Annotated in this window: 18 protein-coding genes and 1 tRNA gene; 10 read left to right on the top strand and 9 right to left on the bottom strand. The window is 73.7% G+C overall.

Annotated elements, in window-relative coordinates; all coding sequences use genetic code 11:
• Nucleotides 1–27: 27 nt before the first annotated feature.
• Nucleotides 28–855 carry a class I SAM-dependent methyltransferase gene (locus tag MTF69_RS37895; RefSeq protein ID WP_243341135.1) on the bottom strand — a complete coding sequence of 276 codons (828 nt, stop codon included), beginning with the start codon at nt 853–855 and terminating at the stop codon, nt 28–30.
• Entirely contained in the window at nt 852–2,093 is a 1,242-nt protein-coding gene (locus MTF69_RS37890) for an AMP-binding protein (protein WP_243341133.1), read from the bottom strand. The genes MTF69_RS37895 and MTF69_RS37890 overlap by 4 nt, the downstream gene beginning before the upstream one ends.
• Nucleotides 2,094–2,222: 129 nt before the next feature.
• Between MTF69_RS37890 and MTF69_RS37885 the strand changes: the two genes are divergently transcribed.
• From MTF69_RS37885 to MTF69_RS37860, 6 genes are all read left to right on the top strand, one after another.
• Nucleotides 2,223–3,122: a 1,4-dihydroxy-2-naphthoyl-CoA synthase gene (locus MTF69_RS37885; RefSeq protein ID WP_243341131.1), complete on the top strand. Its 900-nt coding sequence runs from the start codon at nt 2,223–2,225 to the stop codon at nt 3,120–3,122.
• Nucleotides 3,110–4,075 carry an o-succinylbenzoate synthase gene (locus MTF69_RS37880; protein WP_243341129.1) on the top strand — a complete coding sequence of 322 codons (966 nt, stop codon included), beginning with the start codon at nt 3,110–3,112 and terminating at the stop codon, nt 4,073–4,075. The genes MTF69_RS37885 and MTF69_RS37880 overlap by 13 nt, the downstream gene beginning before the upstream one ends.
• Entirely contained in the window at nt 4,072–5,829 is a 1,758-nt protein-coding gene (gene menD / locus MTF69_RS37875; protein ID WP_243341126.1) for a 2-succinyl-5-enolpyruvyl-6-hydroxy-3-cyclohexene-1-carboxylic-acid synthase, read from the top strand. Before MTF69_RS37880 ends, menD begins: the two co-directional genes overlap by 4 nt.
• Before the next feature lie 236 nt (nt 5,830–6,065).
• A tRNA-Met gene (locus tag MTF69_RS37870) sits at nt 6,066–6,139 on the top strand.
• 183 nt (nt 6,140–6,322) lie between these two features.
• Nucleotides 6,323–7,495, top strand: a complete 1,173-nt coding sequence (locus tag MTF69_RS37865) for a PP2C family protein-serine/threonine phosphatase (protein ID WP_279346769.1) — start codon at nt 6,323–6,325, stop codon at nt 7,493–7,495.
• A gap of 292 nt (nt 7,496–7,787) precedes the next feature.
• On the top strand, nt 7,788–8,852 hold the full coding sequence (locus MTF69_RS37860) for a M23 family metallopeptidase (protein WP_374325248.1): 1,065 nt from the start codon (nt 7,788–7,790) through the stop codon (nt 8,850–8,852).
• On the opposite strand, the gene MTF69_RS37855 is transcribed toward MTF69_RS37860, so the two are convergent.
• The 4 genes from MTF69_RS37855 to MTF69_RS37840 all read right to left on the bottom strand — a co-directional run bounded on the left by MTF69_RS37855 (nt 8,803) and on the right by MTF69_RS37840 (nt 14,333).
• A complete protein-coding gene (locus MTF69_RS37855) occupies nt 8,803–10,161 on the bottom strand; it encodes a PrsW family intramembrane metalloprotease (RefSeq protein WP_374325245.1) in 1,359 nt (452 codons plus the stop codon). The genes MTF69_RS37860 and MTF69_RS37855 overlap by 50 nt on opposite strands.
• A gap of 43 nt (nt 10,162–10,204) precedes the next feature.
• Nucleotides 10,205–11,026: a tRNA (guanosine(46)-N7)-methyltransferase TrmB gene (trmB, locus tag MTF69_RS37850; protein ID WP_243341124.1), complete on the bottom strand. Its 822-nt coding sequence runs from the start codon at nt 11,024–11,026 to the stop codon at nt 10,205–10,207.
• A 433-nt stretch (nt 11,027–11,459) separates the two neighbouring features.
• Entirely contained in the window at nt 11,460–12,668 is a 1,209-nt protein-coding gene (gene lhgO / locus MTF69_RS37845) for an L-2-hydroxyglutarate oxidase (protein WP_243341196.1), read from the bottom strand.
• Between the two features lie 81 nt (nt 12,669–12,749).
• Nucleotides 12,750–14,333: a sporulation protein gene (locus tag MTF69_RS37840; RefSeq protein ID WP_243341122.1), complete on the bottom strand. Its 1,584-nt coding sequence runs from the start codon at nt 14,331–14,333 to the stop codon at nt 12,750–12,752.
• A 658-nt stretch (nt 14,334–14,991) separates the two neighbouring features.
• Between MTF69_RS37840 and MTF69_RS37835 the strand changes: the two genes are divergently transcribed.
• Entirely contained in the window at nt 14,992–17,295 is a 2,304-nt protein-coding gene (locus MTF69_RS37835) for an asparagine synthase-related protein (RefSeq protein ID WP_243341121.1), read from the top strand.
• Nucleotides 17,296–17,391: 96 nt separating this feature from the next.
• On the opposite strand, the gene MTF69_RS37830 is transcribed toward MTF69_RS37835, so the two are convergent.
• Both MTF69_RS37830 and MTF69_RS37825 read right to left on the bottom strand, forming a co-directional pair.
• Nucleotides 17,392–19,395: a sigma-70 family RNA polymerase sigma factor gene (locus tag MTF69_RS37830; protein WP_243341120.1), complete on the bottom strand. Its 2,004-nt coding sequence runs from the start codon at nt 19,393–19,395 to the stop codon at nt 17,392–17,394.
• A gap of 266 nt (nt 19,396–19,661) precedes the next feature.
• Complete coding sequence (locus tag MTF69_RS37825; protein ID WP_243341119.1) at nt 19,662–20,462, bottom strand: TetR/AcrR family transcriptional regulator; 801 nt, start codon at nt 20,460–20,462, stop codon at nt 19,662–19,664.
• Between the two features lie 344 nt (nt 20,463–20,806).
• On the opposite strand from MTF69_RS37825, the gene MTF69_RS37820 reads away from it, so the two are divergent.
• On the top strand, nt 20,807–22,198 hold the full coding sequence (locus tag MTF69_RS37820) for an NAD(P)/FAD-dependent oxidoreductase (protein ID WP_308401507.1): 1,392 nt from the start codon (nt 20,807–20,809) through the stop codon (nt 22,196–22,198).
• Between the two features lie 147 nt (nt 22,199–22,345).
• On the top strand, nt 22,346–24,181 hold the full coding sequence (locus tag MTF69_RS37815) for an ATP-binding SpoIIE family protein phosphatase (RefSeq protein ID WP_243341192.1): 1,836 nt from the start codon (nt 22,346–22,348) through the stop codon (nt 24,179–24,181).
• A gap of 54 nt (nt 24,182–24,235) precedes the next feature.
• Here MTF69_RS37815 and MTF69_RS37810 read toward each other — a convergent pair whose 3' ends face one another.
• Nucleotides 24,236–25,522, bottom strand: coding sequence for an MFS transporter (locus MTF69_RS37810; RefSeq protein ID WP_243341118.1), 1,287 nt, complete (start codon nt 25,520–25,522; stop codon nt 24,236–24,238).
• A gap of 111 nt (nt 25,523–25,633) precedes the next feature.
• Here MTF69_RS37810 and MTF69_RS37805 point away from each other — a divergent pair, with 111 nt between their 5' ends.
• On the top strand, nt 25,634–26,170 hold the full coding sequence (locus MTF69_RS37805; RefSeq protein ID WP_243341117.1) for a MarR family winged helix-turn-helix transcriptional regulator: 537 nt from the start codon (nt 25,634–25,636) through the stop codon (nt 26,168–26,170).
• Nucleotides 26,171–26,250: the final 80 nt, after the last annotated feature.

Raw genomic sequence — 26,250 nt, 5'->3', positions numbered from 1 at the left:
CTCGCTTTCGGGGGAGGGGCTGAGTGCTCAAGGGCGGCGGGCCTGCACGGTGTGCACGGTGAAGGACACCGCGCGGAAGGTGTCGTGCTGCATGGCGGCGCGAGCAGCGTGCACGGTGTCCCGGTCCAGGCCGGCGCTCAGTAGCGCTGGTTCGAGGTGGTGGCTGTTGCTGAGCATCAGGGCGGCGCCCGGCGAGGTGCGGTCCCAGACCTCGGTGTGGCAGTGCGCGTCGATCCCGGTGAAGCCGGCCTCGACCAGGGCGGGAGCCACGCCGGGACCCCAGGTGGGGTCCGCTCCGGCCCCCCGCAGCACGGCCACGAGGGTGTCCCGGTACGTGGCGTAGGCCCGGGCGTGGTCCTCGTCGTGCGCGGTGAGGAGCGGCCAGTGCGTGGTGTCGAGCTCGTCGATCTGCAGGACCCCGCCCGGCTTGAGGGTGCGCAGGAGCCTGCCGAGGACGGCCCGGCGGTCGGGCAGGTGGCTCAGGACGAAGCGGGCGTGGACGAGGTCGTGGGCGCTCTCGGGCAGCGGGTCCACGGTGACGTCGTGGGCGCGGATGGTCAGTCCGGGCGCTTCGGGGATGCGGTGCGGTGCGATGTCCGTGGCCAGGACGCTTCCGCCGGGCGCGACCTGGGCGGCGAGCCACAGGGCGACGCTTCCGCCGCCCGCGCCGACTTCCAGGCAGTGCCATCCGGCCCGGATGCCGGTGGCGGTCAGGCGCCGGCACGTCAGGGGGTCCAGGAGCCGGGCCAGGCTGTCGTGCTGGCCCGCGGCGTGTTCGTTGGTGTTGTCGAAGGCGTAGGCGGGGCCCGAGACGGCGGGGCCGGGGACGTGGGTCTTGCCGGTCTTGGTGGTCATGGTGTCCTTCCGAGGAGGGCGTGTTCGCGGTCGAGCAGCGCGGTGAGTGCGGGCATGTCGGTCTTCCCGCCGTGCAGGCGGGGAAGTCCGGGCAGGAGCGTGATGCGGCGCGGGGCCGCCCAGGGCGCGAGCCGCTCGCGGACCCAGGCCCTCAGCTCGTCCTCGGACGGCGGCGCGGCGGGGTCGGCGGGGACGACGGCGGCGACCAGGCACTGTCCCCAGTGCGGGTCGGGCCGCCCGGTGACCGCCGCCTCGCGTACGGCGGGGTGGGACTCCAGGAGCGTGGCGACGGGCCCCGGGGCGATGTTCTTCCCGCCGCTGATGACGATGTCGTCCAGTCGTCCGTGGACGGTCAGGCTGCCGTCCGGGTCCAGCACCCCGGTGTCGCCCGTGCGGTAGCCGTCCGGGACGAGTGCCTCGCGGGTCCGGCCGGGGTCGAGGCGGTAGCCGGAGAACAGGGTCGGCCCGGCCAGGACGATCCGTCCGGACTCCGCCTCGGTCGCCACCCGCACGCCGTCGAGGGGGATCCCGTCGTAGACGCAGCCGCCGGCGGTCTCGGTCATGCCGTAGGTGCAGATGACGCGGGCCCCGAGGCGTCGCGCCTCCTCGGCCAGCCCGGCCGGTGCCCTTGACCCGCCGAGCAGGATCGTCCGGAACGCCGAGAGGTCCCGGCCCAGAGCGGTCAGGCAGCGCAGCTGCGTGGGCACCAGGGAAGTCCGGGCGCATCCGGCCTCAGCCGCGGCCAGGGCGGCTTCGGGCGAGAACCGGTCGAGGAAGACGGGCCGGGTGCCGCCGACCAGGCCGCGGACCAGGACCTGGATCCCGGAGACGTGGTCGACGGGGAGTGCGCACAACCAGGGGGCCTGGCGCGCCCCTTCGTCTTCGTCGCCGGAGTCGATGCGGGCCAGGGACAGACGGGCGGAAGCGGTCAGGCTCGCCGCCGTGAGCTCCACCCCTTTGGGTGATCCGGTCGACCCGGACGTCGCGATGACCAGGGCGGTCGCGGCGTTCACCGGGAGACCCCCCGGGTAGGGACGTTCACCGTCGGAGGTCCGGACGCTGGTGGGGCGCAGCGCCGCCAGAAGGGATGCGCGCGCGGGGGCGGCCAGTTGGCCGCTGACGGGAAGGAGTGCGGGCCCGCTGCCCCGGAGGGCCGCGCGGAGCGCGGCCAGGAACGTTTCCCCCGTGAGACCGACGACTGCGCACAGTGACTGAACGGCTACGCTGCGATCTTCCATGCGGGGGACCCTACTCGTCGTAGACGGGTGCCTCCCAACGCATCACCCGGCACAACTGACCTCGTACGCAACACCCGTCACGCGTGGCCGTCACACGCAGCCGTTTCGAAGAGAGGAAGAGGCAGACCCGTGGTCTCAGCCCTGTTCGACGCTTCCCGCTGGAAGACCGTCGACGGATTCGACTTCACCGACATCACCTACCACCGCGCGGTGGACCAGGGCACGGTGCGCATCGCCTTCGACCGGCCCGAGGTGCGCAACGCGTTCCGCCCGCACACCGTGGACGAGCTGTACCAGGCCCTCGACCACGCGCGGTGCAGCGGCGACGTCGGCTGCGTCCTGCTCACCGGCAACGGCCCCTCCCCCCGGGACGGCGGCTGGGCCTTCTGCTCCGGCGGCGACCAGCGGATCCGGGGGCGCGACGGCTACCGCTACGCGGCCGGGGAGACCTCGGAGAGCTGGGACCCGGCGCGAGCCGGCCGGCTGCACATCCTGGAGGTGCAGCGGCTGATCCGCTTCATGCCGAAGATCGTGGTCTGCGTGGTGCCGGGCTGGGCCGCCGGCGGCGGGCACAGCCTGCACGTGGTGTCCGACCTGACCCTCGCCAGCCGCGAGCACGCGCGCTTCAAGCAGACCGACGCCGATGTCGCCAGCTTCGACGGCGGTTTCGGGTCCGCCTACCTGGCCCGCCAGGTGGGCCAGAAGTTCGCCCGGGAGATCTTCCTGCTCGGCGACACGTACGACGCGGAGGCCGCTCACCGGATGGGCATGGTCAACGCCGTGGTCGCACACGAGGACCTGGAGAACGCCGCCCTCGAATGGGGCCGGAAGATCAACGGCAAGAGCCCCACCGCGCAGCGCATGCTCAAGTTCGCCTTCAACCTGATCGACGACGGGCTCGTCGGCCAGCAGGTGTTCGCGGGCGAGGCGACCCGGCTGGCCTACGGCACGCGGGAGGCCGAGGAGGGCCGCGACTCCTTCCTGGAGAAGCGCCCCGCCGACTGGACGGACTTCGCGTGGCAGTACTGACCCCGCCGGGGGGCTCCGGCCCCCTGCACGCGTTCTCCATCCCCATGCGGGTCCGCTTCCGCGGCCTGACCCGGCGCGAGGGCTGCCTGCTGCGCGGCCCCGCCGGGTGGGGCGAGTTCTCCCCGTTCGCCGAATACGGGCCGCGCGAGTGCGCCCGCTGGCTGGCCTGCGCCCGGGAAGCCGCGTACACCGGCTGGCCGGCCCCCCTGCGGACCAGGATCCCGGTCAACGCGACGGTGCCGGCCGTCAGCGCCGGGGCCGCGCACGCGCTGGTGTCGGCCTCGGGCTGCACCACGGCCAAGGTGAAGGTCGCAGAGCCGGGCCAGAGCGACGCCCACGACATCGCCAGGGTGGAGGCCGTACGCGACGCGCTCGGCCCCGCGGGACGCGTCCGCATCGACGCCAACGGCGCCTGGGACCTCGACCACGCGCTGCGCATGCTGCGCGCCCTGGACCGCTACGACCTGGAGTACGCGGAGCAGCCGTGCGCCACGCTGGACGAGATGGCCCGCCTCCGGCGCAGGGTGAACGTGCCGCTGGCCGCCGACGAATCGATCCGGCGCGCCGAGGACCCCGTACGGGTACGCGCCGCCGGGGCGGCCGACCTGGTGGTCCTCAAAGTGCAACCCCTCGGCGGGGTACGGGCGGCGCTGGCCGTGGCCGAGGCCTGCGCCCTGCCCGTCGTGGTCTCCAGCGCGGTCGAGACCTCGGTAGGTCTGGCCGCCGGAATCGCCCTGGCCGCGGCGCTGCCGGAACTTCCGTACGCCTGCGGCCTGGGCACCATCGGTCTGCTGGCCGGGGACCTGACCGAGGCCCCGCTGGCTCCCCGCGACGGCTGGATCGAGGTACGCACCCCGTCCGTCTCCCCAGCCGAACTGGCAGCCCACGCCGCTCCGCTCGCCCCCTGGGTGGAACGCGCAGCGCTGGCACACGCGCGACTGGAGTACGCATGACCGGCCCCGCCGTCCACCCCGCCGAGGCGATGGCCGAGGTGCTCATCGACGAGCTGATCAGGAACGGCGCCTGCGAAGCGGTCCTGTCCCCGGGCTCGCGCTCGGCGCCCCTCGCCCTCGCCCTCCACGAGGCCGACCGCACCGGCCGGCTCCGGCTGCACGTGCGGATCGACGAACGCTCGGCCGCGTTCCTGGCCCTCGGCCTCGCCAAGGCCTCCGGACGTCCGGTCCCGGTGCTGTGCACCTCGGGTACGGCCGCCGCGAACTTCCACCCGGCCGTGGTCGAGGCGGACCTCTCGTGCGTCCCCCTGCTCGTACTGACCGCCGACCGGCCTCCAGAACTGCGCGACACAGGCGCGCCCCAGACGATCGACCAGATCCGGCTGTACGGCGGAGCGGTGCGATGGTTCTGCGAGACGGGCGTCCCCGAGCGGCGCGCGGGCGCGGTGGCGTACTGGCGTTCACTGGCCGCCCGTGCGTACGGCCACGCCACCGGCTCGCACCGTAGCCCTCCCGGCCCCGTCCACCTCAACATCGCCTTCCGCGACCCCCTGGTACCCACCCGGAGCGGCAGCCTCCATCCCTGGCCGGAACCCCTCGCGGGACGGCCCGAGGGCGAGCCCTGGTGCCGCACCACACCCCACCGGACGGCAGAGGGCGAGCCGCTGCCCGCCACCGAGCGCGGCGTTCTGCTGCTCGGCGACGGCTGCTCGGACCCCACACCACTGGTGGCCCACGCGCAGCGCGCGGGGTGGCCCGTACTGGCCGAGCCCACCTCCGGCGGCCGCTACGGGCCGAACGCGCTCACCGCCTATCCGTACCTGCTCCGCGTCCCCGGATTCCTCGACGCGCACCGCCCCGACCTGGTCGTGAGCGCCGGCCGGCCCGGCCTGACCCGGCAGCAGACCGCCCTGCTCCACGCGGCCAGGGCCCACGTGGTGGTGCCCGGCACCTACCCCGCGGACCCCGCCAGGACGGCTCGAGCTCACGTACACCCGTGTGCGTCCCCACAGGCCGACGCCGACCAGGCCGACTCCGACAACGCCGCGCCTCCCCCCTCCCGCTGGATGGCCTCATGGCTCCGGGCCGACCGGGCCGTCCGCGAGGCACTGGACGCCCTCCTTGACGACGGTCCGGCCCCCACCGCACCCGGCATCGTCCGCGCTCTGGCGCGGAGGCTGCCCCCTGGGGGGCTTCTCTTCACCGGCCCCAGCCTCTGCATCCGCGATCTCGACCAGCACCTCCACGCACCCACCGGCACCCCAGGGCCGAGAGTCCTCGCCAACCGCGGAGCGAGTGGTATCGACGGAGTGGTCTCCAGCGCGATCGGCGCGGCCCTGGCTCACGGCGGACCCGCCTGGGCGCTGATGGGCGATCTGACGCTGCTCCACGACCACAACGGACTGCTGCTCGGACCCGACGAACCCGTACCCGACCTCGCCATCCTCGTGATCAACAACGACGGGGGCGGCATCTTCTCGCTGCTCGAACAAGCCGAGCACACGGGGCCCTTCGAGCGAATCTTCGGTACCCCCCACAGCACGGACCTGTCCCTCCTGGCCGAGGCAACCGGAACCCCCTACACCCTCCTCACCCGTTCGCAACAGCTCACCGACGTGCTGAGCGGCAAAGGCCTCCGCCTGATCGAGGTGCGCACCGACCGCACCAGGGACACCGAGCTGCGCGCCGCCCTGCAAGCCGCCGCAGGCCGGGCCGTCGCCTCGATGCGCCCGCCCGGCCGGATTGGCGAGTAGGCAAAGATCGCCGTCCTGGCCTTCGTCTACCCGGCCGTGGCGATGCTCGCCGACCGGGCCGTCCGCCGGGCAGTCCGACCGGACCGGTGAGGTCCTGATCGGAGAGGTCTTGACCGGAGAGCCCCGGTGGCCGCCGCTTTCAGGGCTCTGACCAGCGGTTATGTCCGATCCGGGGGTGGCTCGGACGTTAATTGGCGTAGGCCTCCCCCCGGATGGCGTAGAGTTGGGTTTACCGACGCGGGGTGGAGCAGCTCGGTAGCTCGCTGGGCTCATAACCCAGAGGTCGTAGGTTCAAATCCTGCCCCCGCTACTCAGTACGAAGGCCCGGTCCCCTTTGGGGGGCCGGGCCTTCGTCGTGTCCGCGGTGCGTGTCCGTGTCCGCGGTGCGCGCGCCGTCACTCGAACGGTCCCGCCCGGGTCGCCGTACGGGCCCTGCTGCCCCCAGCCTTGGGGGGCGAGGCGGACCGGGCGGCAGGAGAGCAGCGTGGCGGGGCTGGGCCGGCAGGGCAGGGGCGAGCGCGTCTTCGGCGCGGTCGCCGGCAGCGCCGTGGTCCGCCGGATCGTCAAGACGCTCCCCGGCACCCTGATCGTCCTCGGCTTCCTCTTCGACGTGCTGACCCCGCCGAGCTTCACCGGGTCCCCCTTCTTCTCCGCCGCCCCGCTCATCGCGGCCCCGCTGTTCTCGCTCCGGGCCACCGTCCTCACCGGGATCCTCGCCACCCTCGCCGTGGTCGTGCTGCACCTCTACAACGGCACCACCTTCAAGGTGGAGGCCATGACCGAGCTGGCCACCGTCCTGACCGTCTCCGGACTGGCCACGCTGATCAACATCGTCGTGCGGCGCGGTACGGAGCAGCTCGCCTCCGCGCGCGGGATCGCCGAGGCCGCCCAGCGCGCCGTACTGCCGACGCCCGCCGAGCGGATCGCGGGCCTCCGGGTCGCAGCCTCGTACGAGGCTGCGCAGGCGGACGCCTTCATCGGCGGCGACCTCTACGCCGTGCAGGACACCCCGTACGGGGTGCGCCTCGCGGTGGGCGACGTACGGGGGAAGGGGCTCGGTGCGGTCGAGGCGGTGGCCGTGGTGCTCGGGGCGTTCCGGGAGGCGGCCGAGGACGAGCCCACCCTGGAGGGGGTGGCCAGGCGGCTGGAGCGGGCGCTCGCCCGGGAGGGGAACCGGCGCGACAGCCTGGATGCGGTGGAGGGGTTCACCACGTGCGTGCTCGGCGAGATCCCGCCGGGCGCGGGCCTGCTGCGGCTCGTCAACCGCGGCCACCCGGAGCCGCTGCTGCTGTACGCGAACGGCGGTCTCGCGGAGCTGGTCCCCGCCGAGCCGGCGCTGCCGCTGGGCATGGGGGAGTTGGGCGGCTGGCCGGACCGGGTGCAGGAGTGGCCCTTCCCGGAGGGGGCGACGCTGCTCCTGTACACGGACGGGCTGACCGAGGCCCGGGACGGGACGGGCGCCTTCTACGATCCGGCGGCCCGGCTGCGCGGGCGGGTCTTCCCCGGACCCGACGAGCTGCTGAGCGCGCTCGCCACCGATGTCCGCCGTCACACGGGCGGCGCGGCGACGGACGACATGGCCCTGCTGGCGGTCGCCAGGCCGGGGGAGCGGCAGCCGAACCGGCGCCGGACGGTGCGGGTTGTCCGGAAGGAGGGTGGAGCGTGACCGAACGTAGCCGAAGCGGCGCTCTCGGCGAGCAATCTGACAGACCGTCAATGTGAAGATGTGGCGAGAGGGGTGGGAGGGGTAGTCGTTTTTTGACCGGGTTGATCCCTGAGTGCGGTGAGAAGTCCAGGCCAGAGCTGTGCAGTCGGTGGCTGAATGTCATTAACGATCAATCGCAACTGCTTGGAATCACTCCCCCTTCTCTATTACCTTTCGATAACGCAGAGCGGTCGTCCCAGCCGTCGCAAGAGACGGCACCGTACGCGTGCTCGCCCATGAGGAGTGTGCCCCGGTGGCCTCCAACTCGCCTGCCCCTGAAGGCATCGACGTCCAGGAGCAGCCCACCGCCGGAGCCTGGGGCGAGTGGAACCCCACCGAGGACTCGGCCCGGCCGCCACGCGGCAAGCACCGCGTGCTCAAGCAGCGCGGGGGACTGGCCCGTTCCTCCACGGTCCTCGGCGTCGGCGTGATCGCCGCGGTCGGCGCGGGCGGCATCGCCACCGCGCAGGACCGGCCCCAGGTCGCCATATCCCTGCCCTCGCTGCCGCCCCTGGCCTCCCTCCCGGAGGCGCTGGGCGGCGCGGACCAGGACGGCGCGGACCAGGGCGGCGCCGACGCGGGCACCGGCGCCGCGCGGTCCGCGGAGCCGGCGCGGTCGGGGATCATCCCGCAGCAGGCCGACCGCCGTTCCGACGCGGGCGAGCTGCTGCGCAGCCGCATCCTCCAGCAGGCCGAGTCCCAGCAGGAGGCCGCCGCGGCCCAGGAGCGGGCCGAAGCCGAGCGGGTGGCACAGGAAGCCGCGGCCCAGCAGGCGCGCGACGCCCGGGCGGCCAAGGAGGCGGCCGAGAAGGCGGCGGCGGAGGCGGCCGAGAAGGCCGCGGCCGAGAAGGCGCGCCAGGCGCAGGCGGCCAAGGAAGCCGCCGAGGCCAAGGCCAAGGCGGAGGCCGCGGCCCGGGCGGCCGGATCCTTCTTCCTGCCCACCTCGGCCTACACCCTCACCTCGCACTACGGCGACTCCGGCTCGATGTGGTCCTCCGGCCACCACACCGGCCTCGACTTCGCCGCCCCGACCGGCACCCCCGTCAAGGCGGTCGGCTCCGGCAAGATCACCTCGGCCGGCTGGTCCGGGGCGTACGGCTACCGCATCGTGCTCGAGCTCCCCGACGGCACCGAGATCTGGTACTGCCACCTGTCCTCGATGTCGGTGACCGGCGGCTCCGTCGCCGGGGGCGACACCATCGGCCGGGTCGGCGCGACCGGCAACGTCACCGGCCCCCACCTCCACCTCGAAGTGCGCCAGGGCGGCGTCACGGTGGACCCGCTGTCATGGCTGAAGGCACGGGGCCTGAACGTCTAGAACCGGGTACGCGTCCGGAACCGGGTACGCGTCCGGAACCCGGTACGCGTCCAGAACCCGGTACGTGTTCCAGCGCCGGCCCGCCCGGCGGGCCCAGGGGGTCGAACCAGGGCGGGAGCAAGTCCTCCAGCACCGCGGCCCGGGACAGCGCCGGGCCGGCCGTCGCTCGGCGCAGCCAGAGCCGGCGCAGCAACTCCCGTTCCCGCCCGGCGAAGTCGGGCTCCCGGGCCGGGCCGCCGCTGCGCGCCCGGTGACGTAGCAGGGCCAGGGCCGCGGCATCGGCCTCGTACAGCGCGACCGCCCGTCCCGCCGGCCGGCCCCCGGTGCTCCGGGCCAGCGCGCGGGCCAGGGAGCGCGCGGGCATCGACACCAGCGCGGGCACCTCGGCCGGGCTCAGCCAGCCGGCGGCCGCGTACAGGGCGAGCTCCCCGGCGACGGCCCGCAGTCGGCGGCGCCGTATCCACACGGCCAGCCAGGCCAGCAGCCCGAACACCGGGACCATCACGCAGCCGTAGACCACGTAGAACCCGGACTCGCCCAGGTCCGAGGAGCTGTTCCACAGGGCGTGCAGCCCCATGGCCGAGCCCAGGCCGAGCAGCGGCAGACCGATCCGGCGCGTCCGGCGCACGGTAAGCGCGGCGGCGCCGAAGCCGAGACCGGTGGCCACGGTGAACAGTGGATGCGCGAACGGGGACATGACACCCCGGACGAAGAACGTCGCCGCCGTCACGGAGTTCAGCACCCCCGTGCCGTTCTCGACGTCCTCGTCGAAGGCGTTGCCGAGATAGAGGATGTTCTCGGTGAAGGCGAAGCCGGTGGCGGTGAAACCGGCCATCACGAAACCGTCGGAGGGGCCGGTGAACTGCCGCCTCCTGAACAGGAACACCAGCAGCAGGGCGGCCGCCTTGGCGCTCTCCTCGACCACCGGAGCGATCGCCACCGAGCCGAGCTGGTCGGCATTGGAGGGATCGGCGGTGGCCGCGGCTATCCACTGGGTCGCGAAACTGTTGGCCAGTATGGCGATCAGCGCCGCGGCGCACGCCCCCCAGCCGAAGCAGAACGACACCTGCGCCCACGGATGCGGCGCGGCCCGCCCCACCCAGCGGAACGCCGCCACGAGCGGCGCCACGGGCAGCAGGGCCAGGCCCAGACCGACGAAGAACCCGGGCGTACCGGTCTGTTCGCGTACGAGTTCCAGGATCGCGATGCCGCAGGCGCCGAGCAGCACGACGAGCACGCAGGTACGGGCGGCGCCGGGGGTACGCGGCACGCGGTGCAGCAGCCGGGGCGGCCGGGTCGCTCGGAGCACGTGATGACTCTACCGAGCGGACCCGACACGCGGAGTGATGTGCTCAGTTCTGGGCGATACCCGTGCGCCGGAACAGCAGATCGTGTACGACGTGCCCCTTGTCGAGGCCCTGCCCCTCGAAACGGGTGAGCGGCCGGAAGTCGGGGCGGGGCGCGTAACCGCCGTCCGCCTGCGTGTTCTCGAACTCCGGCTGGGCGCTCAGCACTTCGAGCATCTGCTCGGCGTACGGCTCCCAGTCGGTCGCGCAGTGCAGGATCGCCCCGGGCGCCATGCGGGTGGCGGCGAGCGCGAGGAACTCGGGCTGGATCAGGCGCCGCTTGTGGTGGCGGGCCTTGGGCCAGGGGTCCGGGAAGTACACGCGGAGCCCGGCGAGGGAGTCCGGGGGCAGCATCTCGCGGAGCAGGATGATGGCGTCGCCGTTCGCGACGCGCACATTGGTCATCCCGCCCCGCTCGGCGAGGGCGAGCAGGTTGCCCTGCCCGGGGGTGTGCACGTCGGCGGCGAGGATCCCGGTCCCCGGGTCGGCGGCGGCCATCTGAGCGGTGGCCTCGCCCATGCCGAAGCCGATCTCCAGGACGACGGGAAGCCCGTCGAACATCTCCTTCAGATCGATCACGTCGTGCCCGTCGATGTCGAGCCCCCAGGTCCCCCAGAGCCGCTTCAGGGCTTCGCCCTGCCCGGTGGTCACCCGGCTGCGACGGGGCTGGAAGCTCCGGATCCGCCGCTCGTGATGCGACCCGGCCGGATCGGGAGCGGGCCCGTCGGGAAACCGCGGCTCGGTACGCCACTTCGGGGGCACGTAGCTGGAGGTCGCCTCCGGCGCGGGCTCGGCGGCGGGATTCTGGGGACTCAGAGACTCAGACACAATCCCCGGATTCTACGCGCGCCCACCCCCCACCCACACTGCGCCGCCCACCAAGCCGTCCAGCGTCCGAGGCACGGGGTCGGGCGCTTCTCAGCCGTCCGGCCGGGGTTTGTTCTTTCAGCCGTCCGGCGTTTGAGGACCGGGGTCTGGGGCGGAGCCCCAGGGGGTCCGGGCGCAGCCCGGGACCCCTCCAGCCCGTCCGGCGTTTGAGGACCGGGCTCCGGGCAGAGCCCGGGGAACGGAGGAAGGGCGGGTAGGGGACAGCCCCGCGCAGCGGCACACCAGCAGCCGCGCTCCGCCGACGGGAACGGCCCGCGCAGCGGTGGTCCAGGGCCAGGCCCGCCGGGGCCAGCCCTGCCGGGCCAAGGCCCTCCAAGGCCAGGGCCGCCGGGCGAAGGCCAGGGCCGCCGGGCGAAGGCCAGGCCCGGCAGGGCTACGCGCTGCGCAGCAACGTGAGGGCCCGGCCCGCGATCTCCCGCCCGATCGGCAGCGAAGCGGTAGCCGCAGGCGAAGGCGCATTCAGCACGTGCACCGCCCGCTCCCCCTCCCGGATCAGGAAGTCGTCCACCAGCGTCCCGTCCCGCAGCACGGCCTGCGCCCGCACCCCCGCCGCCGCAGGCACCAGATCCTCCCCGCGCACCGCCGGCAGGAGTCTGCGTACCGCCTCGACGAACGCCGCCTTCGACAGCGACCGCCGCACCTCGCCCGCCCCGTAGCGCCAGTGCCGCGCGGCCATCCGCCAGGATCCCGGCCAGGCCAGCTCGTCCGCGAGGTCCCGCGGCCGGACCACGCCCCAGCCGTACCCCTCGCGGGCCAGCGCCGGCACCGCGTTCGGTCCGACGTGGACCCCGCCTGCGATGCCCCGGGTCAGGTGGACGCCGAGGAAGGGGAACGCCGGGTCCGGCACCGGATAGACCAGCCCGCGCACCAGCTCGGGGCGGGCCAGGTCGTAGTACTCGCCCCGGAACGGCAGGATCCGCATCCCCGGGTCGTCCCCGGTCAGCCGTGCGATCCGATCGCACTGCAGCCCCGCGCAGTTCACGAGCACCCGCGCGCGCACGACCAGCCCGCCGCTCGTCCGCACCGCCACGCCCGAGGCCCGCCGCGAGATCAGATCGACCGCCCCGCCGTAGACGATCTCCGCCCCCGAGGACTCCGCGAGCTGCTGGGCGACCCGCCCGTAGTCCACGATCCCCGTGGTCCCGACGTGGATCGCCGCGAGCCCGCGCACTTCGGGCTCGTACTCCGCGATCTGTGTCGGCCCCAGCTCCCGCACCGGGATGCCGTTCTCCCGGCCCCGCTGCACGAGCGCGTGCAGCCGCGGCAGCTCGTCCCGCTCGGTGGCGACGATGAGCTTGCCCGTCACCTCGTGCGGGATGCCGTGCTCCGCGCAGAACTTGACCATCTCGGCCGCACCGCGCACCGCGAAGCGCGCCTTGAGCGAGCCCGGCTTGTAGTAGATCCCGCTGTGGATCACACCGCTGTTGCGCCCCGTCTGGTGCCGGGCGGGGCCGTCCTCCTTCTCCAGGACGACCACCCGGGTCCCCGGAGCGAGCCCCGCGAGGGCATGCGCCGTCGACAGGCCGACGATCCCGCCGCCGATCACCAGCACGTCGCAGTCCAGCCTGCCCAGTCTGCTCATGCCGCCCACGCCGCCGCCCACACTGACACCTCCCACCCCTGCATAGTGCACCCCGCCACTGACAACGAGGCCACGCGGGGCCTATGCCGGGGTTACCAGCAGAGGCCTGGCCCGCTCGCGCAGTTCGGCGACGCGCGGTTCGTCCCCGTACGGTTCCAGCCGGTGCAGGAGGTCCCGTACGTACTCCGTCGTCCGCGCCGACGAGATCCGTCCCGCGACCTCCACCGCCCGGGTCCCCGCCGCGCACGCCGCGTCGAGGTTCCCTGACTCCAGCTCGGCCACGGCGCTCACGACGAGCCGCAGCCCGTGTGATCGTACGTACTCCTCCGTCGGCCGGGACAGTGCCTGTTCCGTGAAACGCCTTACCTGGCGCGGGAGTTTGAGGTCCCGGTAGCACTCGGCCGCGTCCGCCGCGAAGCGGTCGTACGAGTAGAAGCCCAGCCAGGTCGGATCGGCGTCGCCGTCCCGGGCCCGTTCCAGCCAGCCCTCGGAGGCGCGCAGCGCGGCCCCTGCGGCCGCCGAATCGCCCGCCTTCGCGTGCGCCCGGGCCTCGACGAGGCGGAAGAAGCTCATCGTCCGCGCGGTGGCCAGGCCCCGGTTGCGCTCGACGGCGGCCTGCGCGAGGTCCACGCCCTCGTCCGGGAAGTCCCGGTAGGTGGCCTGCAGGGACATCGACGCCAGCACGTACCCGCCGAGCGGTACGTCCGCTGCGGCGCGGGCCAGGCGCAGCGCCTGGATGTAGTAGCGCTGGGCGGCTTCCTGCTGTCCGGTATCGAAGGCCATCCAGCCGGCCAGCCGGGTCAGTTCGGCGGTGGCGCCGAAGAGCGCGCGGCCCACCTCGTCGGTGTAGGAGCCGAGCAGCAGCGGCGCCGCGTCCACCCGCAGGCATTCGGGGACCATCGAGGAACGCCAGTCGCCGCCCCCGTACTTGGAGTCCCAGCGGCGGGCGTCCTCGGCGGCTTCGCGCAGCTTGGTCACGTCGCTGTGGCCCACGCGCTGCAGGCTCCCGGTGTCGGGCGCGGCCGGAGCGGGCGGCGGTGGCGTTTCACGCGACGGCTGGGCGGGCACACCCCCGACATGGGCGCCGGGCGGCGCCGGCAGGCCTTCCGGCGGGGCCGCGCCCGGCACTGCTTCGCGCGTCACCGCGTCGCGCGCCAGCGGTTCGCGCGCCACCGGTTCGCGTGCCACGGGTTCGCGTGCCACCGAGCTGTCGGCAGGAGATATCAGCCAGCGCGAGGCCGGCGTCGCGTACGCCGACACCGAGAAGGAACCGGCGAGCGATTGCCAGATCCCGCCACCCCCGCGCCGGCCGGCGAGGTCGAGCCGGTAGAGGTCGGTGGCCGAGCGCACGGCGGCGCCGACGTCGCGCGGGAAGCCCAGCCCCACCTCGGGCGCCGGGTCGGCGTCGGCGAGCCCGATCTCGTGCAGGGGCACGGGCCGGCCGAGCTTCGCGCCGATCGCGGCCGCGATCAGGTGCGGGGCGGCGCCCTGCGGCACCATCCCCTTCGACACCCACCGGGCCACCGACGTCTTGTCGTAGCGGAGGGTCAGACCGCGCTGAGCGCCGAGGTCGTTGACCCGCCGGGCCAGCCCGGCGTTGCTGATGCCCGCGAGGGCGAGGACGGCGCCGAGCTTCTCATTGGGCTCGCGGAGCTCCCTGGACATGCGCCACCCCTCGTCACACGCGGAACGCAGACGCCGCCGGGGCATAGGCGCCCGGCATTTCGTAAACCCAGCGTAGTTCCCCGCCTCCCAAGCGTTAAGGCCCCCTGTTCCGTATGGCGGGATTGTTGTCCGTATGCACAGTCGGGCGGGGGCCCGGGGCCGGGGCGCACGTGTCAGCGCGTGCTCCACCCGTGTGGCCGTGCGCCCGCCCGTGCGCTCTGGCCGCTGCGGGGGCCCGGCGATTCGATGTGCGGTGCGTGGGTCGGCCCGCCGCGTGGACCGGGCGGGCCGGGGGATGCCGCTGCCTCAATCCCCGCGGGTGGCGGAACGGTCCGGGGGGTGGATCCCGCCTCCCGGGCCGCGCTCCGCGGGGCGGACCCGGGAGGCGGACCCGCGGGGCTGCCCGCAGGCGCTGCGCAGGGCTCTCAGTACGGCCGAAGAATGGCCGAAACCGACCTATGGGGCGGTCGGAACGGAACGTCAAATACCGCATGGCCGGGGCGTGTTCGTTTATACGTGCGCCCCCCTTACCCACTCCCGCACGCCTGTCTCGTGGCAGCATGGACCCCGAGCCACCCGGGGTCCCTCCGGCCGCGCGCAGAGCGCCGGCCGCGCGGTTCGCACCCCGGTCAGGTGCCCACGGGCTGGGGAGGCGGCGGTGCGCTGGTTGGTGGGTTGGAGCAGTATCGCCGCGAGCTTCGGCACGGCCGGACGGGTCGCGGGGCACGGTGCTGCGCACGCCTCCGACCAGGGCGGATACGGCTCGGGCCACGGCTCGGGCCACGGGTCCGGCTACGGGTCCGGCTCCGGCGCGGGCTACGGATCGGCCGCGGGCCACGGCTCCGGGCACGGCTACGGCACCGACGGATGGGGCGACGGCCCGGTCCACGGCGGCCTCGCCGACGCCGGCCACCCCGACGAACCGGGCGCCGCCCACGCCGACCGCACCGTGGTCCCCGTCGGCGCCCAGCTCCTCTGGGGCGACCCCGACCCCCTGTGGGCCGTCGGCGACTGGCGCCCGGACGAGATCCGCACCCTCACCGCCGACCCCGCGGACCCCTTCACCCGCCTCGCCGTCCTCGGCTGCTGCGGCGCCACCGACGAGGAACTGCGCCGCGCGCTCTACGCCGCCCGCGGCGGCGCGCTGCGCCACCTCACCCAATGGCCCGGCAGCTACACCGCCGTCGTCCAGGCCGGCCGCCGCATCACCGTCGTCGGCGACCTGGCCGGCGCCCGCCCCGTCTTCTACACGCCCTGGGCGAGCGGGACCGCGTACGCCACCGCCGCCCTCCCGCTCGCCGACCTGATCGAGGCGCAGCTCGACATCGGCCATCTCGCCGCCCTGCTGGCCTGCCCCGACAGCCCGGAGGCGCTGGGCGACGGCACACCGTACGTCGGCGTACGCCGCATCCCGCCCGGCCACGCGCTGATCCTGCGCGAGGGCTCGCGGGAGATCACCGGGTACGAACCGGTGGCCTCCCTCGCGGTGGCCGCTCCCACCGCCGACCCCGAGCTCGCGGTGGAGGGCGTACGGGAAGCTTTGGTCGACGCGGTGCGCGCCCGGCTCACGGCTCCGAGGCATGCTCCCGAGACGCTGCCCCACGACCCCGGGCCCGTCCCCGGAATGGGCCCGGCCGACCGGCGGGCCGCACGCGGCGCCCCCGCGCCCGTCCCCGGAGTCGGCGCGGACCTCTCCGGAGGCAGCGCCTCCGCGACCCTCGCCCTGCTCGCGGCCGGCCTCCCGGGCGCACCCGGCGCCCTCCTGGGCCGCACCGGGGAACGCCTCCTCGCCGTCACCTTCAACGACCTGGCCACCCCTCAGGGCCGCGAACCCGAACTGGAACGCGCCCACGCCATCGCGGCCGACCCCCGTCTGCACCACGTGGTCGTGGCCGCCGCCGAGGAAGCCCTGCCCTACGCGGACCTCGACGGCCCGCTGACCGACGAACCGGGCCCCTCCCTCGTCTCCGCCGCCCGCGAGCGGCGCCGCCTCGCGGCGGGCTCGGCGGACCACTTCACCGGCCACGGAGCCCGCCAGGTCCTCGACGCCCACCCCGCCCGGCTGGCCGACCTCCTGCTCGACCGCCGCCGACGCGACCTGTTCCGCCCCACCCTGGCCCTCGCCCGGTCGTCCCCGTCGACCGGCGACTCCTTCCTCGTCCCCCTCACCGTGTACGCGGCGGCCCGCCGCCTGGCCCGTACGCCCTACCGCGCCGGCATGGAGGCCGCGGCGTCCCGCCTGCGCGACGGAGTCCCGGCCGCGGGCCCGGGCTCCGCGGTGGACGCCTCGCTCGCGGCCCTGACCTGGTCCCGGCCGGGCCCGGCGGCGGCCTGGCTGACGGGCGAGGCCCTGGCCGAGGTATCGATCCGCCTCACCGCCGCCGCGGGCCGCCCTCCGCTCTCGCTGCGCCCGGGGGAGGCCCGGGCCCGCGCCGTCCTGGCCCGGCACGCCGCCGACCACCGGGTCTTCGAGCAGGCAGTGGAGGTCCGCAGCCAGCGGCTGCACGCCCCGTTCCTGGACAACCAGGTCGTACGGGCCGCCCGGGCCCTGCCCGAATCCCTCCGCGTGCAACCCGGCGCCCGGGCGGCGGTCCTGCGCGGGGTCCTGTCCTCGGCCGGGGTCCGGGACCTCCCCCCGGGGTGGGGCGCGACGGCCCACGCCCCGAACGAATCGGCGACCCGTCTGGGACTGCGCGCGGCCCTCCCGCGACTCCTGACCCTCTTCACGTCCCCGCTCCTGGCGGACGCGGGCCTGATCGAAGCCCGGGTCGTCCGCCAGGCCCTGCTCGACGCGGCGGACGGACGCCCGGTCCCGCTCGACGGCCTCGCCGAACTCGTCTCGATGGAACTGTGGCTGGGCCGCCTCCTGGCCCGCCGGGGCACCTGCTGGACCGGCACCTCCACCCCCCGCCGCAGAGCCGTCCCCACCGGAGTCCCGCTCCGCCGCCCGGCCCTGTCCTGACCGCCGGTCCCCGACCCCGGGCCCGAACCATGCCCACGGCGCACTGCTCGTTGCCGCAGGCCGCAGGCCCGGCGAGGCCTCCGACCGCGGGGAACCTCAGCGGCAGCTGATGACGGAGTCGGCCCAGCTCGCCAGCGTCGGCAGGCGGCCGCCACCGGCGCGCTCCACGACCAGGCGCAGCGTCTTGTGCCCGGAGAGCGAGACGGACACCTTCGCCGCCGGGTCCTCGTAGCCCAGCGCCCGGGACTGCCACAGCCGCTGCCCGTCCGCGTACACGGAGAAGCGGACCGTGCCGTTCGTGAGCAGCGACATGCCGTCCACACCGGCTCGCGCGGAGAAGCTGACGCACGTGCGGTTGAGGGTGATCTCCACGGAGGAACGGGAGCCGACGGTGATCCCGTGCGCGAAGCGCTGTCCGCCGATCACCGGCCCCCAGCGCTGCCACACCCAGCTGCTCCGCCAGGTCTCGATCTCGGGGCCTTCGTGGTTCCCGTAGGCGGACTGGCCCAGTGAGGAGAGCCGGAAACCCTGCGGTGCCTGCGGCGAAGGCTTGGGAGGCGTCGGCTTGGGCGGCGGTACCGGACTCGGCGTAGGACTCGGCGTGGGGCTCGGCGTGGGGCTCGGCTTCGGACCCGGGGTCCGGCTGGGACTCGGAGCGGGCGAGGACCGCTCCGGGCTCCGCGAGGGCTCCGGCACGGCCGGCGCGACGACCGGCGGCGGCGGCGTCCGCTTCTTCGGGGGCGGTACGGATGCCCGTGCCGCCGACGGCTGCGCCTGCGACGGGCCGGGCTCCGGCGCGGCGGGGGCCGGACTCCGCGGCACCGGCACGGCCACGCCCGGAGCCGGCTTCGCGCGGACGGTCGGAGCGGCGTCGTCACCGGCCAGCGCGAACACCACCCCGGCGGCCGCGGCCACCACGACCCCGGCGGCGATGGCCGCCTTGGCGGGCAGCCCCAGCCCCTCGGAAGCCACGGCTCCGCCGACCCCACCGGCCCCGCCTCCACCAGCGGCGCCACCGGCGGCACCACCAGCAGCCCCGGCCCCGGCGGCCCCGGCACCAGCCGTGGACCCGCCCGCGGCTGCGGCAGCAGCCCCGGCGCCACCCGCGGCGACGGCTCCGCCGGCCACCACTCCGGCCGCCTTGGCCGCGTACCCGGCGGCGAACCACCCGATGACGGCGACCGGCAGCAGCGCGGGAATGCCCGCGTTGACGTCCTTGAGCTCCCCGGCGGCGAGCCGGCACCGGGCGCACTCCTCGAGGTGCTTGCGCAGCCCCCGCTCGGCCCGCATCCGCAAGCCCCCGCGGGCATAGGCCCCCAGCCGGTCGGCGTACCGGGCGCAGTCCCCGCCGGAACTCAGCGCGGTGCTCACATGGGCCTGGAGGTACGCCTGCTTGAGTCCCTCGCGGGCCCGGCTGGCCAGGACCGCGGTGGCGTTCGCGCTGAGCCCGAAGAGCGGGGCGATCGCGCTCGGCGAGGCCTCCTCGACGGTGGTGTGCCAGAGCACGGCCTGCCACCGCTCGGGCAGGCTTCGGAAGGCCTGCATCGCGAGGGTCTGCTCGGCCTCGTGCATGGCGCGCACATCGGCGCCGAGTTCGAGGGTGTCGTCCCCTGCTCGAACGGGCAGCCCGACCGTGCCGTCGCCGGACCCCGAGGCCTGCTCCGCGAACAGCGCGAAGTCCTCGACCAGATGCTCCCGCTTGGCCGTTTTCGCCCAGGCCGCGGCGACCCGGCGCACGGTGGTCAGCAGATAGGCGCGCACCGACTGGTCCGGACCCGCCCCGCCCCGTACGGCCTGGAGCGTCCGTGCGAACACCTCGGCCGTCAGATCGTCGGCGGTGTGCCCGTCGCGGCAGCAGGTACGGGCATAGCGCCGCACGGCATCGGAGTGGCGGCGGAACAGTTCCTCGTAGGCCCCGTCGTCACCCCCGCGCATCCGGGCGATCAAGTCCCCGTCGGAAGGCGGGAGTTCCCCGGTCGCTCCGGCGGCGTGCCGGCCGCCCGGTTCGCGCTGCGCCGGGACCTGCCGCGCGGGCAGGCTGCCCGCCTCGACCTCGCCGCCGGCGCCACCGTGTGGCTCTTCCCGCCCGTCAACGCTCATCGCGGAAGCCCTCGCAGGACACACTCAACCGGTACACCGATCCAGCGTGTCACACGGCGGGCACGCGCCGAACCGGTCTCCACACCTTCCACTCATCCGGGCAAGCCCGACGAATCGCCGTACGGAGCCTCACCCGTTCGAGGGAGAGCCCCCAGGAAGGAGCCGGTTGACGCCCGCCGCCCCAAAGAGCCTTCCGACCTGCGCCGCCTGAGACCCGAGCCGACCTGAGACCCGAGCCGACCTGAGACCCGAGACGCCGCCGGCGCCTACGCCGTCCGGGACCGCAGCCCTTCGAGCAGGATGTCGAGCAGCCGCGCGGAAGCCGCCGCCTGCTGCGCCGCGTCCGGCAGCGCGGGCGCGGCCGTCGCTATCACCAGCAGCACATCGGCCACCGTGACATCGGTGCGCAGCGCACCGGCCTCCCGGGCCCGGTCGACGAGGCGGCCGACGACCTCCAGCAGCTCGCCCGCGCCCGCGTCCTCCGAGGGCTCGTCGTCCAGGCCGGTCCGAGCGGCGCCGACGACCCGCAGGTCGGGCGCACCGCCGGCCGCGAGGACCTGACGCTGGTGCGGAACCCGCGCGGCCTCGCCGTCCGTCCCGTCGGCGCCGTCCTCACCGGGCCCGCCGACCCGCAGCACCTGCGGAGGCAGCAGCCGCCCGGCGCCCGAGGCGACGGAGGTGCGCAGGAAGCGCGACAGCGCCTGCCACGGCTCCTCCTCCTGGCCGAGTGCGGTGCGGGCCTGCTCGGTCAGTCGCGAGGTCTCCTCTTCGGCTATCCGCCGGACCAGGACGTCCTTGCTCGGGAACCGTCGGTACACGGTGCCGACGCCCACCCGCGCGCGTCGTGCGACGTCCTCCATCGGAGCGCCGTAGCCGAGCTCGCCGAAGACCTCGCGGGCGGCGCGAAGTACGTGTTCGAGGTTGCGCTGTGCGTCGACGCGCAGCGGCGTGGAGCGGCCCACGCCGTGCGTCGTGGCGCCGCCGGCCATCAGCCGCCCATGGTTGTCGGTCGCGGAAGCGGCCGACGACAGAGCGGTGGCAGAACCATGGAAATCGGAAATGTGCATATGTATCCCCCGGTAATCATTTGTCTCCCCCCGGAGACACTCCCCGCCTTCAAGTCGAGGGGGGCCACGGTCATGAGGGCCCTGGTCCTACTCCTCGACGAGTTACGAACATAGTTGAGCCAGAGTCAATTCAGAAGAGGCAGCCCCGGACGGACCACCGCCCGATCGGAGCATTCACCCTCAATTTTCCGTTCGAAGCCCCCAGAATCGCTCATTCCGCACCGTCTGACCTGCGCACTTTCCCCTTCATCCACCCCCCCGACAACCTCGCCCCGCCGTCCACTCCGGTCACACAATTTGTCAGGCCTGTGGACAAACTCCCGGCCACGTTGCGTCATGGGACGGTGAAGGCTGCTAACTCCCGGGGCACGGCCCCCGGTACCCCGCCCCGCACGCGGATCCTCATCGTCGGCGGCGGCTACGTAGGCATGTACACGGCGCTCAGGCTCCAGCGAAAGCTGAGAGCCGACGAGGCCGAGGTCACGGTGGTCACTCCCGAGCCGTACATGACGTACCAGCCCTTCCTCCCGGAGGCGGCCGCCGGCTCCATTTCCCCGCGCCACGTCGTGGTCCCGCTGCGCCGCGTCCTGCCGAAGTGCCGCATCGTCATCGGCGAGGCCCGCCGCATCGACCACGCCGCCCGGACCGCGACCGTCACCACCCTCGCCACCGACGAGGAGGGCGCAGGCCCCGTGGAGATCGAGTACGACGAACTGGTCCTCGCCCCCGGCTCCGTCTCCCGCACGCTCCCCATTCCGGGACTCGCCGAATACGCCATCGGATTCAAGACGGTGGAAGAGGCCATCGGCCTGCGCAACCACGTCATCGAACAGATGGACATCGCCTCCTCCACCCGCGATCCCGCCCTGCGCGACGCCGCCCTCACCTTCGTGTTCGTCGGCGGCGGCTACGCCGGCGTCGAGGCACTCGGCGAGCTGGAGGACATGGCCCGCTACGCCGCCCGCTACTACCACAACGTCAAGCCCGAGGACATGAAGTGGGTGCTGGTCGAGGCCAGCGACCGGATCCTCCCCGAGGTCGGCCCCGAGATGGGCACGTACACGATCCGCGAACTGCGCCGCCGCGGCATCGACCTGCGCCTGGAGACCCGGCTCGAATCCTGCGAGAACCGGATCGCCGTCCTCAGCGACGGCGCCCGCTTCCCCACCCGCACCGTCGTGTGGACCGCCGGCGTCAAACCGCACCCGATCCTCGCCGCCAGCGACCTGCCCAAGACCGAGCGCGGCCGCCTCGCCTGCACCTCCTTCCTCACCGTCGAAGGAGTCGAGCACGCGTGGGCCGCCGGTGACGCCGCCTCCGTCCCCGACATCACGGCCGCGGAGAAGGGCGTCCCCTGCGCCCCCAACGCCCAGCACGCCGTCCGCCAGGCCAAGGTCCTCGCCGACAACCTCGTCTCGTCCCTGCGCGGCGGACTCCTCACCGAGTACGCCCACAAGTACGCGGGATCCGTGGCCTCCCTCGGACTCCACAAGGGCGTCGCCCACATCTACGGCCGCAAACTCAAGGGCTACCCGGCCTGGCTCATGCACCGCGCCTACCACCTCAGCCGCGTCCCGACGCTGAACCGCAAGACGCGCGTGCTCGCCGAATGGACGCTCTCCGGCCTCTTCAAGCGTGAGATCGTCTCGCTGGGATCCCTCGAACACCCCAGAGCAGAATTCGAACTCGCGGCGGGCGGAGGCCCCAAGGACCCTCCGAAGAAGAGCGAAGGCTGATGCTGTCAGTCCCGTCGGCCACACTGGACGTGTGACCATAGGTGGGCTCACACCTGCACAGAGTGACATCAGCGTGACATCCGAGTGCCACCCGATCGCCACCGAGTGACACAGCGACCACGAGCGACACCACGAGGCTTGAACGCAGTGAACTTCACGCGCTGGAGCGCCCGGTTCCCCGGAACGCAGCGTCGCGCCGCCGCCCGGTCCGAACACGCCGCCGCCCAGGCCAAACGGGGCGAGGGCTCGGTCCCGGCCGCCCGCGGCGCCGCCGGCCATTCCGCGACCAGCCCCGACGGCTGCCCCGCCGACCCCACGGTCCGGGGCACCGGTTCCGGCCCCGGCGCCGCCTGCGCCCCGGCCGCCACCGACGGTACGGGGACCCCCGCACCCTCCCTCGACGAGCTCTCCGTACGCGACGTCCTCGACCGCCTCCCGGCCCTCGTCGCCCTCGTGCACGGCCCCGAGCACCGCGTCGCCTACGTCAACGACGCCTACACCGCCGGCTTCGGTGCCCGCGCCCCCGGCGCCCCCGCGCACCTGGCCCTCCCCGAGCTCGGCGAGCTCGGCCTGCTCCCGCTCCTTGACCAGGTCCAGCGCAGCGGCAAGCCCCGTACGGCCAAGAACCGCACCGCACCCGGCGGCACCAACTCGTACACGGTCACCTGCACCCCGATCGAGTTCCCCAAGACCAAGGCCGACGCCGACGGGGCCACCGCCCACTCCCACGCCAACACCAACACCGGCACCGCAGCATCCGACAGCGAAGCCGAAGCCCACACCGGCAGCGGCGTCCTGATCCACCTCGCCGACGTCACCGACCACGCCGAGGCCGTCGAGCGGCTGCGCGCCAGCGAGCGCCGCCAGCGCGAGGCCGCCGTCACCCTCCAGCGCTCCCTCCTCCCCCAGGAGCTCGAACAGCCCGACGACCTGCGCGTCGCCGCCACCTACCAGCCCGGCGGCACCGAAGCCGCCGTCGGCGGCGACTGGTACGACGTCATCACCCTCGGCGCCGGCCGCACGGCGCTCGTCATCGGCGACGTCATGGGCCGCGGCGTCCGCGCCGCCGCCGTCATGGGCCAGCTCCGCACCGCGGTCCGCGCGTACGCCCGCCTCGACCTGCCCCCGCACGAGGTCCTCCAGCTCCTCGACGGCCTCGCGGCCGAGATCGACGCCAGCCAGATCGCCACCTGCGTCTACGCCGTCCACGACCCCAACGAGGGCCTCCTCGCGTACGCCTCCGCCGGCCACCTCCCGATCCTCGTCCGCGACGAGGACGGCACCGTCCGCCGCGCCGCCGACCCCACCGGCCCGCCGCTCGGCACCGGCGGCTGGCTGCACACCTCGGGCACCATCGCGCTGGGCCCCGGCTCCACCGCCGTCCTCTATACGGACGGCCTGGTCGAGCGCCGCGGCGAGGACATCGACGAGGGCGTCGCCGCCCTGGAGCGTGCCCTCTCCGGCGCCCAGGGCACCCCCGCCGTCATCTGCGACCGCCTGATGCGCGCCCTCGGGGTCGACGCCGACCACGACGACGACGTCGCCGTGATGGTCCTCCAGCAGCCCGCCCGCACCGGCGCCGACGCCGAGCTCTTCCACAACGCCGCCCTGGAACTCCTCGGCGGCATCGAGGCCGCCCCGCGCGCCCGCGCCTTCGCCCAGGGCGTTCTCGCCTCCTGGCGCTTCCCGGTGGAGCTGTGCGACCTCGGAGTCCTGGCCGCGAGCGAGCTGGTCGCGAACTCCCTCCAGCACGGCACCCCGCCCATGCGCCTGCGGCTGCGCCGCACCGACCGCCGGCTGATCATCGAAGTCACCGACGGGGACGACCACCTCCCGCGCCGCCGCCGCGCCGAACCGGCCGACGAGACCGGCCGCGGCATCTCCATCGTCGCCACCATCGCCTCGGCCTGGGGCTCCCGCCGCACCCCGGGCGGCGGCAAGGCCGTCTGGTGCGAGTTCGCCCTCCCCGACAAGGCCCCGTAGCCACACACGAAGACGGCCCCGGTCCACAGGACCGGGGCCTTCTCTCTTGCTTCCCTACGCGTGCACGGGCTCGGCGTCCTTCACCCGCTTCACCACGACGGTGCTGCCGGCCAGCGACGGGTTGTCCTGCACGGGCGTCAGCTGCTTGCCGAGCCGCAGCGCCAGCCCGGCGATGCCGAGCGAGACCAGGACGAAGATCCCGATGTAGAGCATCGGCACGCCAGCGGCCAGCGGCACACCGAGCGGCCCGAGCGCCAGAGCCATCTGCTTGACCAGCGCGAAGGCCGAGTTGTACTGGCCCACGGACCCCTCCGGCGCCAGGTCGGCCACCAGCGGCGCCAGCGTCGGCGACAGCATGGCCTCGCCGATGCCGAAGAGGGCGTACGTGGTCACGAACGCGGCGGCGGCCATGACCGTGCTGCCGTGCCCCAGCCCGGAGAACGCGGCGATGATCCACGCCACGGTCCAGAGCAGACCGACGAGCGCGATCACGCGGGACCGGCGGTGGTTCTCCACCAGCCGCAGCACGACGAACTGGGCGAGCACGATCGCACCGGTGTTGGCGGCGAGCGCGAAACCGAGCGTGGACGGGGAGATCCCGGCGGCCTCGGTACCGAAGGCGGCGAGACCCGACTCGAACTGTCCGTAACAGGCGAAGAACAGAACAAACCCGAGAATGCAGAACTGCACCATCGCCTTGTGTTCCATCAGCCGCTTCCAGCCGCCGCCCGCCTGGGCGGCGTCCTTGGCCAGCGCGCTGCTGATGGCGGGCACCTGAGGCATCCGCACGGTGGCGATGACCCCGGCCAGCACCAGGAACATCACGGCCTCGATGCTGAAGAGCAGGGTGAAGCTGCCGGGACGGCTCTCGTCGACGATGAGCCCGCCGATCAGCCCGCCGATGCCCAGACCCAGGTTCTGCATGAAGAACTGGAGGGCGAAGGCACGGGTCCGGGTGGACGGGGTGGAGCACCGCACGATCATCGTGGCCAGCGCGGGCTGCATGACGGCCTGGCCGGCACCCAGCGCGAGCGCGGAGAGCAGGATCGCGACCACGCCCGTGGAGAGCCCGAGCGACAGTGCGCCGAACGAGGCGACGACGGCCGCACCGATGACGACGGGGACCGGTCCGCGCCGGTCGATCACCCGCCCGGTGAAGGGCAGCGCGAGAAGCGCGCCGAGGGCGAACGCCATGAACGTACCCGTCGCCCACATGGGGTCCAGTTCTCGCACCTTCGCCGCGTAGACGTAGAGGAACGGAACCGTGAAGCCGATACCGAACGCGGTCAACGCGTTCCCGGCCTGGATCCTCCGCATCGCAGCGCCCATCACCTTGGTCACTTCTCACCACCTTGATTGCTGAAGCTTGAAGACTTCATACCTAAAGTTCGATCCTTAACACTACACACCGAAGGAGTTAGACGCCAACGACCCCGTGCCATACTTCGACTCATGGGTGACACCCCCGACGGCACTGCGCCCGTCCACGAGCCGAGCCTCGACGAACAGATCGCCGTCTATCAGCGCGAGTTCCAGGACCTCGACCCCCAGGTCGAGAAGGTCGTATCGGCCCTCAGCCGCCTGAACCGCCGCATGAACGTCGCGTACGGCCGTCAGACGGCGGCTCTGGGCATCAGCAACGCGGAGTGGGAGGTCCTCAAGGCCCTCGTCCTGTCCGGAGCCCCGTACCGGATGGGCCCGAGCGAGCTCGCGAAGCAGCTGGGCCTCACGCCGGCGGCGATGACCCACCGGATCGACCGCATGACGGCGGAAGGACTGGTCACGCGCGAGCGGGACGAGAACAACCGCGTGCGCGTGATCGTGGAGCTCACCGCGGAAGGCCGCAGCAAGTGGCTGGACGCGATGCGCGCGGCGACGGTCTTCGAGGAGGACCTCCTCCAGGACCTCTCCACGGCGGAGCGAGGCGTGCTGGGCGACATGCTCACCCGCCTCCTGGACCGCGTAGAGGACCTCCAGTCCCCGCACTGACCGCCTAGATGAATGAGTCCAAGGGATCGCCTGCGGACATGAGACGAGGGCGTCCAACGTCGATGTGTGACGAACGACCT

It is taken from the genome of Streptomyces sp. AP-93 (genome assembly GCF_022808175.1).
Classification (GTDB): domain Bacteria; phylum Actinomycetota; class Actinomycetes; order Streptomycetales; family Streptomycetaceae; genus Streptomyces.
This window is presented reverse-complemented; position numbering and strand designations above follow the sequence as displayed.

Coding starts and splice junctions, on each gene's coding strand:
- MTF69_RS37805 (WP_243341117.1), top strand. CDS start 25,634: ATGGGTGACACCCCCGACGGCACTGCGCCCGTCCACGAGCCGAGCCTC.
- lhgO (WP_243341196.1), bottom strand. CDS start 12,668: ATGAGCAGACTGGGCAGGCTGGACTGCGACGTGCTGGTGATCGGCGGC.
- MTF69_RS37895 (WP_243341135.1), bottom strand. CDS start 855: ATGACCACCAAGACCGGCAAGACCCACGTCCCCGGCCCCGCCGTCTCG.
- MTF69_RS37890 (WP_243341133.1), bottom strand. CDS start 2,093: ATGGAAGATCGCAGCGTAGCCGTTCAGTCACTGTGCGCAGTCGTCGGT.
- MTF69_RS37830 (WP_243341120.1), bottom strand. CDS start 19,395: ATGAGCGTTGACGGGCGGGAAGAGCCACACGGTGGCGCCGGCGGCGAG.
- MTF69_RS37825 (WP_243341119.1), bottom strand. CDS start 20,462: ATGCACATTTCCGATTTCCATGGTTCTGCCACCGCTCTGTCGTCGGCC.
- menD (WP_243341126.1), top strand. CDS start 4,072: ATGACCGGCCCCGCCGTCCACCCCGCCGAGGCGATGGCCGAGGTGCTC.
- MTF69_RS37840 (WP_243341122.1), bottom strand. CDS start 14,333: ATGTCCAGGGAGCTCCGCGAGCCCAATGAGAAGCTCGGCGCCGTCCTC.